Annotated in this window: 9 protein-coding genes and 1 pseudogene; 7 read left to right on the top strand and 3 right to left on the bottom strand. The window is 53.2% G+C overall.

The genetic code is table 11. The features are described 5' to 3' along the window. Positions 1 to 10 precede the first annotated feature (10 nt). The 7 genes and pseudogenes from ACQ86O_RS23275 (at position 11) to mglC (ending at position 8,543) form a co-directional block, all read left to right on the top strand. Positions 11 to 1,167: pseudogene (locus ACQ86O_RS23275) on the top strand (YbfB/YjiJ family MFS transporter). Positions 1,168 to 1,524: 357 nt separating this feature from the next. Continuing rightward, positions 1,525 to 2,187 (top strand): GTP cyclohydrolase I FolE, encoded by a 663-nt coding sequence (gene folE / locus ACQ86O_RS23270; RefSeq protein ID WP_431223054.1) that lies wholly within the window; start codon positions 1,525 to 1,527, stop codon positions 2,185 to 2,187. 78 nt (positions 2,188 to 2,265) lie between these two features. Then, entirely contained in the window at positions 2,266 to 3,447 is a 1,182-nt protein-coding gene (gene yeiB / locus ACQ86O_RS23265) for a DUF418 domain-containing protein YeiB (RefSeq protein ID WP_431223053.1), read from the top strand. A gap of 129 nt (positions 3,448 to 3,576) precedes the next feature. Further along, the gene (gene galS, locus ACQ86O_RS23260) at positions 3,577 to 4,614 is read left to right on the top strand and encodes an HTH-type transcriptional regulator GalS (protein WP_431223052.1); all 1,038 of its coding nucleotides are present in this window, start codon (positions 3,577 to 3,579) and stop codon (positions 4,612 to 4,614) included. A gap of 277 nt (positions 4,615 to 4,891) precedes the next feature. After that, entirely contained in the window at positions 4,892 to 5,884 is a 993-nt protein-coding gene (gene mglB, locus ACQ86O_RS23255; protein ID WP_431223051.1) for a galactose/glucose ABC transporter substrate-binding protein MglB, read from the top strand. A 128-nt stretch (positions 5,885 to 6,012) separates the two neighbouring features. Then, positions 6,013 to 7,521, top strand: a complete 1,509-nt coding sequence (mglA, locus tag ACQ86O_RS23250; protein WP_431223050.1) for a galactose/methyl galactoside ABC transporter ATP-binding protein MglA — start codon at positions 6,013 to 6,015, stop codon at positions 7,519 to 7,521. Between the two features lie 11 nt (positions 7,522 to 7,532). Beyond that, on the top strand, positions 7,533 to 8,543 hold the full coding sequence (gene mglC / locus ACQ86O_RS23245; protein ID WP_431223049.1) for a galactose/methyl galactoside ABC transporter permease MglC: 1,011 nt from the start codon (positions 7,533 to 7,535) through the stop codon (positions 8,541 to 8,543). A gap of 238 nt (positions 8,544 to 8,781) precedes the next feature. Here the strand turns inward: mglC and sanA are convergent, their stop codons facing one another. From sanA to cdd, 3 genes are all read right to left on the bottom strand, one after another. Further along, a complete protein-coding gene (sanA, locus tag ACQ86O_RS23240; protein WP_431223048.1) occupies positions 8,782 to 9,531 on the bottom strand; it encodes an outer membrane permeability protein SanA in 750 nt (249 codons plus the stop codon). Between the two features lie 169 nt (positions 9,532 to 9,700). Further along, positions 9,701 to 11,398, bottom strand: coding sequence for an NAD-dependent malic enzyme (locus ACQ86O_RS23235; RefSeq protein ID WP_431223047.1), 1,698 nt, complete (start codon positions 11,396 to 11,398; stop codon positions 9,701 to 9,703). Positions 11,399 to 11,587: 189 nt separating this feature from the next. Then, complete coding sequence (cdd, locus tag ACQ86O_RS23230) at positions 11,588 to 12,472, bottom strand: cytidine deaminase (RefSeq protein WP_431223046.1); 885 nt, start codon at positions 12,470 to 12,472, stop codon at positions 11,588 to 11,590. Between the last annotated feature and the right edge of the window lie 137 nt (positions 12,473 to 12,609).

Here is a 12,609-nt window from a genome sequence, read left to right as displayed (position 1 = left end):
GGATACACCCATGGCGTTAAGAATTGCATTGAGCGGCTTTATTGTGTTGATTGTGGCGATGGGTATCGGCCGCTTTGCCTTTACCCCACAGGTGCCGTTGATGATTGCTGAGCATCAATTCAGCCTGACCGGGGCCGGGCTGGTGGCAGCACTGAACTACCTGGGGTATCTGTGCGGAGCCTACGACGCGATGCGGGCCAACCGCCATGTGGAATGCCGTTTGTGGCTCGGCGTGTGGGGGGCGGTAGCCCTGACGCTGTTGTCTGCGGTGGTTGAGGGCGAGTGGTGGCACGGTGCGGTGCGTTTTGCCATTGGCTGGGCCAGTGGTTGGTCAATGGTGCTGGTTGCCGCCTGGACCAACGAGCGTTTGGCTCACTATGGCCGCCCGGCGTTGAGTGCCGCCGTGTTTGCCGGGCCAGGGGCCGGGATTTTTATCAGCGGTATGCTGGCGGTTGCGATCCACAGCCTGGCACTGAGCGCTTCACAGGCCTGGCTGGTATATGGTGTGCTGGCGCTGGTGCTGGTTGGGGCCATTAGCGTCAATCTGCCGCGAACCGGGGAGTTGCATCGCCCAGATATGCCGCTGGAGCCGTTGATACTGACGCCTGCATTAAAGCGCCTGGTGTGGAGTTACAGCCTGGCCGGTTTTGGTTATATCCTGCCTGCGACATTCCTTTCCCAAATGGCGACGGCCCGTTTCCCGGACAGCCTGTTTGCCCAGTTTGTCTGGCCGATTTTCGGGGGTGCCGCGGTGCTGGGGATTATCATCGGTATTCTGACCCGTCATAAGCTCACCACACAGACTCGTCTGGCTATCACCCTGTGGGTGCAGGCACTTGGGGTGCTGTGCGCCGAAGTGGTGCCGGGCGTTACCGGTTTGGCTCTGGGAGCGCTGTTGACCGGCGGGGGTTTCTTAGCGTGGTACAGCTTTCCATCCAGCATGGCCGGGAGCTGGCACCCCATCATGCCCGTTATATGGCAGGGCTGCTGACTACTGGATATGCCATTGGTCAACTGGTTGGCCCGATGCTTTCTGCGCTCTCCACCGCGCTAACCCATCGCCTTGAACCGGCATTATATGTCGCTGTGGTCGGGTTGGTGATCGCCGGGGTGTTGGTGATCAATACGCCGGTGCGGGCGATGTCCAGCAAGCTGACGTTACCCTGATTGAATTCCGTACAAATAGTATGGGATAGCCGCAGCCAGCCTGTTGTGGGCCGGATGCGGAAATTTCATACAGGGATGAAAGACAATCACTGGATTAACGTCTCACTCTCATCTAGAGTAGATGAAAATAATGATCGACATCACGTTATACCCGTCGTTTTTCAAGCTATAGCGTTGTTACCTGCACTCACTCACCCCAGCCACTGACTGAAGTCAGCGCTAAGAGATGAGTGAGCTGGGTGCCTAGGTATAACTTGAAATCCATAGGGTATAGCGCACTGCAACCCTGCTGTTATAAAGAATAAGACATCGCTAACCTGCTGGTTTCGGTATAGCAGGTACTGCTGGAGACACGCCATGACATCGTTGAGTAATGAAGCTGCACTGGTTCACGCGGCGCTTGAAGCGCGCGGCCTGGAAACCCCGTTGCGTGGGGAAGTATTGGATCGTGAGACGCGTAAGCGCCGTATTAAAGAGCATATGACGGAAATCATGTTGCTGCTGAATCTCGATTTATCTGATGACAGCCTGGCTGAAACCCCGCACCGCATTGCGAAAATGTATGTCGACGAGATTTTCTCCGGCCTGGATTATGCCAACTTCCCCAAAATTACCGTTATCCAGAACAAGATGAAAGTGGATGAAATGGTGACGGTGCGTGATATTACGCTCACCAGCACCTGCGAACACCACTTTGTTACCATTGATGGCAAAGCCACGGTGGCTTATATTCCCAAAGACTCGGTGATTGGCCTGTCGAAAATAAACCGTATTGTGCAATTCTTTGCTCAGCGTCCGCAGGTGCAGGAGAGGCTGACCCAGCAGATCCTGGTGGCATTGCAAACTTTGCTCGGTACCAACAATGTGGCGGTATCGATTGATGCGGTCCATTATTGTGTCAAAGCCCGGGGGATCCGTGATGCGACCAGCGCGACCACCACGACCTCGTTGGGTGGCTTGTTCAAGTCTAGCCAGAATACCCGCCAGGAATTCCTGCGTGCGGTGCGTCATCATCAATAAGGGTGGCAGGTTCTTCGAACACAAAGATAACAGGCGCCTGCGGGCGCCTTTTTACTGATTGAAACACTGCGGTATAAAATGAACGCTAACGAAACACCCGCGCGACCACGTATTGCCACATTGGATTGTGTACGCGGTATCGCCATTCTCGGTATCTTGCTGCTGAATATCAGCGCCTTTGGTTTGCCGAAAGCCGCCTATCTCAATCCGGCCTATCTCGGGGTGCCTTCCGACCGCGATGCCTGGACCTGGGCTTTGTTGGATCTGTTCGTTCAGGTTAAGTTTCTGGCTATGTTTGCCTTGCTGTTTGGGGCTGGTTTGCAGCTATTGTTGCGGCGTGGCAAAGGCTGGGTTCGTGCCCGTTTATCGTGGTTGGTGTTGTTTGGTCTGGGCCATGCCATCTTTATGTGGGACGGCGATATCCTGCTGGCCTATGGGCTGATTGGACTGGTGTGCTGGCGCATGATCCGCGATGCGCCCAATACCTATACGCTGCTGAAAACCGGCGTGGTGCTGTATCTGATTGGCATTGCGGTGTTGCTGCTATTGGGTTTTATCTCTCCCGGTGAGCCAAACAGTTTCTGGCTGCCTGGCGTGGCAGAATTACAATATGAGAAATTCTGGAAGCTGCAGGGCGGGGTAGAGGCCTGGCGCAACCGTGTGGACTTACTTTCTTCCAGCCTGCTGGCGATAGGTGCGCAGTACGGCTGGCAACTGGCAGGTTTGATGCTGTTCGGTGCTGGCCTGATGCGCAGCGGTTGGCTGCGCAATAGCTATCCCCCTGCCTACTATTTGCGCCAGGCGGCCTGGCTGATACCGCTTTCATTGCTGATCCAGTTGCCAGGCGTGGTATTGCAGTGGCGGCTGAATTGGGACTATCGCTGGAGTGGTTTTCTGTTGCAGGTGCCGCGTGAATTAGGTTCTCCCCTGCAGGCGATGGGCTACCTGGCCCTGGTTTATGGTTTCTGGCCAACCCTTTCACACCTGCGTATCAGCCATTGGTTGTCCCAGGTTGGGCGCATGGCGTTAAGCAATTACCTGCTGCAAACCTTGATCTGCACCACGCTCTTTTACCGTTTCGGCCTCTATCAGCAGCTCGATCGGTGGCAGCTTTTGGCCATTGTTCCGCTGGTCTGGCTGGCTAACCTTTTGATTTCAAACCTATGGTTGCGTTATTTCTCGCAGGGCCCGATGGAGTGGCTGTGGCGCAGACTGACGGCCCTTGCCGCTGGCGAAGGGACTCATCAGGCAACAAAATGAGATCTGACGCAGACAGGTTAAAAAAATGTATGTAAACGTTTTCTTTCCTGTGACGTAATTCACGCTGAGGAGGATGAAAAACAGAGTAGGATAGCGCCATTATCAACTCTGCCGACCTCAGGACGTTTCATGAACTCTGTTCATCCGAGCACCATTCGCGATGTCGCTAAACGCGCAGGCGTTTCCGTGGCCACCGTGTCACGCGTGCTGAATAACAGTGCCCTGACCAGTAAAGAGACGCGAGAACAGGTACTTAAGGCCGTTGCAGAATTGGGATATCGGCCAAATGCCAACGCCCAGGCCTTGGCGACCCAGAGTAGCGAAACCCTGGGTGTGGTGGTGATGGATGTCTCGGATCCGTTCTTTGGTGCCCTGGTGAAAGCGGTAGACACTGTGGCGCAGCAAAACCACAAATACCTGTTGATCGGCAACAGCTATCATCAGGCAGATAAAGAACGCCACGCCATCGAGATCCTGATCCGCCAACGCTGTAATGCCCTGATTGTACATGCTAAAGCCTTGTGCGATGCGGAACTGATTGCCTTTATGGATCAGGTGCCGGGTATGGTGCTGATTAACAGGATTGTAACAGGCTATGAGCATCGCTGTGTCGGCCTGGATAACGTGTTTGGTGCAGAGGTTGCCATGCGTCTGCTGCTTTCTCAAGGGCATCAGCGGATTGGTTATCTGGGATCCAATCACCCGATTGAAGATGGCCCGCTGCGCCAGCAAGGGTATTGCCAGGCGCTGGCGGCGGCAGGCTTCTCCGCCCCGGACAGTTGGCGTGCCTATGGTTCACCGGACCTGCAGGGCGGTGAAGCGGCAATGGTAGAACTGCTGGGCCGCAATTTGCATCTGAGCGCAGTGTTTGCCTACAACGACGCCATGGCGGCTGGTGCAATGGCGGTTCTGAAGGAAAACGGTATCACGGTGCCGCAGCATTTCTCGCTGGTGGGTTTTGATGATATCCCCATTGCGCGCTATACCAGCCCCAAGCTGACTACCATCCGTTATCCCATCGTTTCCATGGCGACCTTAGCGACAGAGCTGGCGCTGAAAGGCGCTGCCGGGCTACTGGAGCCACAGGCTTCTCACTTGTTCATGCCAACCCTGGTACGCCGCCACTCGGTGGCTCCTTGGCAAAATGAGGCTTCGGTCACTCTCTGAACATTTATTGTTGTGTAACCGTTTTCAATCTGTGAGAAAATTCACAGAATATTAACATCGTGGCGTCTATGCTCTAGGCGTTTTCCGGCGCAAAGGCTCTTGCCAACCTAAGATTTTAACCAAGCGCTGACACAGCATTACCAATAACAAGATTCAAGGATGACCGGGATTTATTGAAAACTGCCAGGCCTGCCCGCAGCTGACAACGCTGCAGCTTGAAAGGCGATGGGTAATTAGCTTTATACCGAGTACGACCCTATATAACCGGAGACAGACAATGAATAAGAAGGTTTTCACCCTGGCCGCGCTGGCCGCAAGCATGATGTTTGGCGCTGCCGCTCACGCAGATACCCGTATTGGCGTCACCATTTATAAATATGACGACAACTTTATGTCGGTAGTTCGTAAAGCGATTGAGAAAGAAGCCAAGGCTTCTCCAGATATCACCCTGCTGATGAATGACTCGCAGAATGACCAGTCCAAGCAGAACGATCAGATCGACGTACTGATTGCCAAGGGTGTCAAAGCGCTGGCGATTAACCTGGTGGATCCTGCCGCCGCTCCGGTGGTGATTGATAAAGCGCGCGCTAACGATATTCCGGTGGTGTTCTACAACAAAGAACCTTCCCGCAAGGCGTTGGACAGCTATGACAAGGCTTATTACGTCGGCACCGACTCTAAAGAGTCTGGGGTGATCCAGGGTGAACTGATTGCCAAGCACTGGAAAGCCAACCCAGCCTGGGATCTGAACAAAGACGGCCAGATCCAATATGTGTTGCTGAAAGGTGAACCGGGCCATCCAGATGCGGAAGCGCGTACCACTTATGTGGTTAAGACCTTGAATGAAAAGGGTGATAAAACTCAGCAACTGCAGATGGATACCGCGATGTGGGACACTGCTCAGGCTAAAGACAAGATGGATGCCTGGTTGTCTGGCCCTAATGCTAACAAGATTGAAGTGGTGATTGCCAACAACGACGCAATGGCTATGGGCGCGGTTGAAGCACTGAAAGCCCACAACAAGAGCAGCATTCCGGTATTTGGTGTAGATGCCCTGCCAGAAGCGCTGGCGCTGGTCAAATCTGGTGCCATGGCCGGTACCGTGCTGAACGATGCCAACAACCAGGCTAAAGCCACCTTCGATCTGGCAAAAAATCTGGCTGCGGGCAAACCGGCTGCAGACGGCACCCCGTATAAGATCGTCGCAAAAATCGTGCGTATCCCTTACGTGGGCGTAGATAAAGATAACCTGTCTCAATTCGTTAAATAATCTGCGAGAACAGGCAATGCCCCCGCTGGCTATCAGCGGGGGAACTTATTATAAGAACCCGTTTATCTCCCATCACTTTCTTGCGAAGGCCGGGGGAGAGCAGGCTCCAGATTTAGCCAGGACTATTTATGGCCGATAACTCGAGTGAGTGGCTGCTGGAAATGACCGACATCAACAAGTCGTTTCCCGGCGTAAAGGCATTAGATAATGTGAATTTGCGCGTACGTCCACACTCCATTCATGCATTAATGGGGGAAAACGGCGCTGGAAAATCAACGTTATTAAAATGCCTGTTTGGCATTTATAAAAAGGATTCCGGCAGTATTCTGTTTCAGGGGCAGGAAATTGATTTCAAAAGCTCCAAAGAGGCGCTGGAACACGGCGTTTCGATGGTGCATCAGGAATTAAACCTGGTTCTGCAACGTACCGTGATGGACAACATGTGGCTGGGGCGTTATCCAACCAAAGGCCTGTTTGTCGATCAGGACAAGATGTATAAAGACACCAAGGCAATATTCGACGAGCTGGATATTGATATTGACCCGCGCGCTAAAGTTGGCACGCTCTCGGTATCACAGATGCAGATGATCGAAATAGCCAAGGCGTTCTCCTATAACGCCAAAATAGTGATTATGGATGAGCCGACATCTTCTCTGACGGAGAAAGAGGTCAACCATCTGTTCACCATTATCCGTAAACTGAAAGAGCGTGGCTGCGGTATCGTTTATATCTCGCATAAGATGGAAGAGATTTTCCAACTGTGTGATGAAATCACCATTCTGCGCGATGGCCAATGGATTATTACCCAGCCGCTGGAAGGGCTGGATATGGACAAGATTATCTCGATGATGGTGGGCCGTTCGCTGAGCCAGCGTTTCCCCGATCGCCAGAATACGCCGGAAGAGGTGATTCTTGAGGTGAAAAACCTCACTTCATTGCGCCAGCCATCGATTCGTGACATCTCCTTTGATTTACATAAAGGAGAGATCCTGGGCATCGCTGGCCTGGTGGGCGCCAAGCGTACCGATATTGTGGAAACCCTGTTTGGTATCCGCGAGAAAGTCAGTGGCACCATCAAGCTGCATGGCAAGAGTATCAACAATAACAGCGCCAACGAAGCTATCAATCATGGCTTTGCGCTGGTGACAGAAGAACGGCGTTCAACCGGCATCTATGCCTATCTGGATATTGGCTTTAACTCGCTGATCTCCAATATCCGGCATTACAAAAACAAAATGGGGTTGCTGGATAACTCGCGGATGAAAAGTGACACCCAATGGGTGATCGACGCCATGCGGGTGAAAACACCGGGCCACCATACCAATATTGGCTCGCTTTCCGGTGGTAACCAGCAAAAGGTGATTATTGGCCGTTGGCTACTGACACAGCCGGAAATCTTGATGATGGATGAGCCGACACGCGGTATTGACGTGGGGGCCAAATTTGAAATTTATCAGTTAATGACCGAATTGGCGAAGAAGGGCAAGGGGATCATCATTATCTCTTCTGAAATGCCGGAGCTTTTGGGAATTACCGACAGAATATTGGTGATGAGTAATGGTCAGGTTGCGGGCATCGTGAATACCAAACAGACCTCGCAAAATGAAATATTGCGATTAGCCTCCTTGCATCTTTAAGGATCGTAAATATGAGCGCGCTTAATAAAAAAACTCTGTTCACCTATTTTAAAGAAGGTGGCATTTATGTGGTCTTGCTGGTGTTGCTGGCCATTATTATTATCCAGGATCCGACGTTTTTGAGCCTGATGAACCTGAGTAATATCCTGACCCAATCTTCGGTGCGTATTATTATCGCGCTGGGTGTTGCCGGGTTGATCGTCACCCAGGGGACTGACCTTTCTGCCGGGCGGCAAGTGGGGCTGGCGGCGGTGATTGCCGCGACCTTGCTACAATCGATGGATAACGTCAATAAAGTTTTCCCACAGATGGAAACCTGGTCGATCCCGCTGGTGATCCTGCTGGTTTGTGCGGTGGGTGCGGTGATTGGCCTGGTGAACGGCCTGATTATCGCCTACCTCAACGTGACGCCGTTTATTACCACTTTAGGCACCATGATTATCGTCTATGGCATTAACTCGCTGTATTACGATTACGTTGGTGCTTCGCCGGTGGCGGGGTTCGATCCGAAGTTCTCCAGCTTTGCTCAGGGATTCTTGCGATTCGGTGACTTCAAGCTGTCGTATATCACCTTCTACGCCATTATCGCGATTATTCTGGTGTGGATCCTGTGGAATAAAACCCGCTTCGGCAAGAATATCTTCGCTATCGGCGGCAACCCGGAAGCGGCGAAAGTCTCTGGCGTCAACGTGCCGTTGAACCTGATCATGATCTATGCGCTGTCTGGCGTGTTCTATGCCTTTGGCGGTTTACTGGAAGCTGGCCGTATCGGTAGCGCCACCAACAACCTCGGTTTTATGTATGAACTGGACGCCATCGCCGCCTGTGTGGTCGGCGGGGTGTCATTTGCCGGTGGGGTAGGAACGGTGCTGGGGGTGGTGACCGGGGTGATCATCTTTACCGTGATCAACTACGGCCTGACCTACATCGGTGTAAACCCTTACTGGCAGTATATTATCAAGGGCGGCATTATCATCTTTGCGGTAGCGCTGGACTCGCTGAAGTACGCCAAGAAAAAATAATGATCCGGTTATGACCGCGGCCAGCCATTGCTGGCCGTTTTGTTTTGCTGGCGTTGGCAATTCCTCTCTCCCTAAACCTTTCCCCGCAGGAGAGGGAACCGATTGAGCCAGTCGATTGCCCTGCATCGATCGCCAACGTCCCCTTAATCCAGCACCAGGGGGAAACGGCCAGTTTCAGGAGCGCTGCGGGATAAGGGAGAAAAGTAACCCGTGGGGAGGGTGTCGCATCAAACAAACCTCAACTCTTTTTCTCTTGAGCCTTTTGTTTTTCTGCCGCCAGTTTGTGTTCCAGTTCCAGCAACTGTTCTGGTGATACCGCAGGGTAACCCTGGGCATCTTGCGGGATGTCGTGCATTGACGATATCGGGATCAGCGGCCCAAGAAAGCGGGGTTCGCGCTTGAGGATATACAGGTCAGTCAGTGCGCCGAGGCGGGCGAAAATCTCACGGGCACGTACCGTCATCATATCTTTGGGGGACGGCACCGCATAACACTGAGCCTGGATGCCCATATGCAAGGCGATAAACAGCGCACGTTCGCAGTGGAAGCGCTGGGTGATGATGATAAAGTCGTTGGTGTCGAACACCTTGCGGGTGCGCACGATGGAGTCGAGGGTACGGAACCCGGCGTAATCAAGTACGATATCGCTTGGCGCAACCCCTGCGGCCAGTAAATCGCGGCGCATGGTCATAGGTTCGTTGTAGCTCTGCTGGGCATTATCCCCGCTCAACAACAGGGTTTTCACCTTTCCGCTGTTATAGGCGTTAATCGCACCCTGAATGCGGTAGCGATAATACTGGTTGATGACGCCGGTGCGATAATATTTGGCAGTACCAAGCACAACGCCGACCTGGCGGTGCGGTAATCCCTGCAGTTCATCATAAACGTAAGGGGCAGTTTTCCAGCTTATCCAGCGATCGAGCGCAATAGCCGTCAGCATCAACAATGAAATGATGATGAACAGGCTAATTATCAGGCGTTTCCACATGTTGTTGCCTTGCGCGCACGGTTGCTTAAGTAAGACTCAAGGCTACTTTACCTGTCCGGCTGACGCAAGCGGTGAGCCGCTTACCCCGGGCATTACGCTGTATTTTTCAGCAGTTGTTTATTACGCGAAGAGAATGACGGGGCCTGCAAGCCAGACCCCGCTATCAGGTTTAGAACGAAGTCCGTTTGTAGCTGCGGTATTGTGGGCGCCAGAAGTTGTGCTCAATGGCTTTGGAGAGCGCTTCTTCCGAAGTCACTACCGCCACACCTTGCAATTGGGCAGCCTTGCCTACCTCCATGGCGATGCATTTGGATACGCCTTGAATATCGTCAATATTCGGCAGCAGTGCGCCATGGCCGTCAGTGGCCAGCGGTGAACAATCCGCCAGTGCTCGGCTGGCAGCCATCAGCATGGCATCGGTAACACGCGTGGCCCCTGCGGCCAGCACGCCAAGGCCAATCCCCGGGAAGATATAGGAGTTGTTGCATTGGGCAATCGGGAATTGCTGCTCTTTATAGGTTACCGCGGAGAACGGGCTACCGGTGGCTACCAGCGCCGCACCTTCTGTCCAGTTGATGATATCTTCTGGGCGGGCTTCCACACGGGAGGTGGGGTTTGACAGCGGCATTACGATCGGGCGCGGGCAATGCTTATGCATTTCGCGGATCAGCTCTTCGGTAAACAACCCCGGCTGGCCGGATACGCCAATCAAAATGGTAGGTTTCGCGTTGCGCACGACTTCCAGCAGCGAGATCGCATCACTCTCCACCTGCCACGCGGCCAGGTTCTCACTTTTCTGAACCAGCTTGCTCTGGAAGTCGAGCAGGTTCGGCAGTTTGTCCGTCAGCAGGCCAAAGCGGTCCACCATAAAGACCTTGGCACGGGCTTCTTCTTCGCTCAGGCCTTCGGATTTCATCTGCGCAATGATTTGCTCGGCAATGCCACAACCGGCGGACCCGGCACCAAGGAAGGTCACGGTTTGGTCACGCAACTGGCTGCCTGCGGCACGGCTGGCGGCGATCAGGCTGCCGAGCGTCACGGCGGCGGTGCCTTGAATATCATCATTGAAGCAGCACAGCTCATCACGATAGCGATTCAGCAGCGGCGTGGCGTTGTTCTGGGCAAAATCTTCGAACTGCAACAACACATTCGGCCAACGGCGTTTCACCGCCTGAATGAACTCTTCCACAAAGGCGTGATACTCGTCGCCAGAAATACGCGGGTGACGCCAACCCATATACAGCGGATCGTTCAGCCGTTGCGGGTTGTTGGTGCCGACGTCCAGCACGACTGGCAGCGTATAGGCTGGGCTGATGCCACCGCAGGCGGTATAGAGCGAGAGCTTGCCAATAGGGATACCCATGCCACCAATGCCTTGGTCACCCAGACCTAGAATGCGTTCGCCATCGGTCACTACGATCACTTTAACGTTCTGTTTGGTGGCGTTTTGCAGCATATCGTCAATGCGATCGCGATTTGGGTAGGAGATAAATAACCCGCGCGCACGGCGATAGATATCGGAGAAATGCTCACAGGCTTCGCCCACGGTTGGCGTGTAGATGATGGGCATCATCTCGCTCAGGTGTGAGTCCAACATGCGATAAAACAGGGTTTCATTAGTGTCTTGAATATTGCGCAGGTAGATATGTTTGTCGTTGTCGTTCTTGAAGTCCTGGTATTGGCGATAGGCGCGTTCGACCTGTTCCTCGATGGTTTCTACCGCTTCTGGCAGCAGGCCGTGCAGGTTGAAATTGCTACGCTCTTCTTCGGTGAAGGCACTCCCTTTGTTCAGCAGCGGGAATTCCAACAGGATCGGGCCTGCGTAGGGGATGTAGAGTGGGCGTTTGCTTCCGTATTCATGTTCCATCAGTTTTACTCTTTACGTATCAGATAACTTTTATAACCGCTGATCCTAAGAGATAAGAAAAATATGTACAGCAATTGTTAGTAAATGATGAGCAAATTTGGCAGGGGGATCGGTAATTAAATGATTTTGTAGCGGTAAAAGTATCAACACCGCAGAATTTGGCGGAGCGCGCTGGCTCCGCCACAGAGATTAGAAGGTCACCCGTTGGACGTCCTGGCAACCTAAGGCTGCCAGGGTTGCCTGAGTGGCATCCCACTGTGTCAGGATGGCGCCCTGGGCCTCCGCCAATACCGCACGGCGGATTTTCTGGCAATCGCCGCCGGAGATATTCATGAGAACCAATGCTGCCTGCAACGGTGGCAGACTCGGGTTGAAGGCGGCGTTCTCCGCATAGCGGCCAGCGTAAACCGTGCCATCTTCAGCTTCCAGGGCTACGCCACTGTGGGCGGTGCTGTAGGGCGCATGGCTCTGGTTGGCGGCGGCCAGAGCGGCCTTGGCCAACTCATCATCCAGCGTCAGTTGGAAACCGTGGTTGACGGGGTCCATCAACAGCTCGTTGATCTCCAGATCTTTTGGCCCGAATGAATACGGCAGGTAATCACCCAGCGTGGCCGGTGCCCGTGTTGGCAGGTGGATTTGCAGGCCGGTACCACTGTTTAGTTCATTCATAAACTGACGGCAGTGGCCGCAAGGTGTGTAATTGACGGTGATGGAGACCAACCCGGCCTCATCCCGCAGCCAGGCGTGGGTAACGGCACATTGTTCGGCATGCACGGTCTGCTGCAATGGCGCACCGCTGAATTCCATATTGGCACCAAAGTACAGATTGCCACTGATACCACGGGCTACGGCCCCAACATGAAAATGCGAAATCGGTGTTAACGAGCAGGCGGCAGCCAAGGGGAGCAGAGCAAATGCCAGAGCATCATCATCTAAACCACAGTGTTGCTTGATTGCTTCCACCTGATCGGCCTTGAACATAGCCTGGAAGCCAGGCGCATCAAGATAAGGCAGCAGGGCCGATTGCAAGGCTGATGGCAGTTCGCTGTAGGCAGTGTGAAAGCGCGAGTGCATAAGTAAATTTCTCTACAAGTTAACGGGATGACATTCTAGGCAACCTGCTGACAATAAATTGTGATTTACATCTATTTATTGATGAAATTTATGCAATGGAATTTATAAATTCGAGATGTTTAGCAGTATTTGACGGG

The organism is Serratia sp. L9, assembly GCF_050632285.1.
In the GTDB taxonomy this organism is placed as follows: Bacteria; Pseudomonadota; Gammaproteobacteria; order Enterobacterales; family Enterobacteriaceae; genus Chania.
This window is presented reverse-complemented; position numbering and strand designations above follow the sequence as displayed.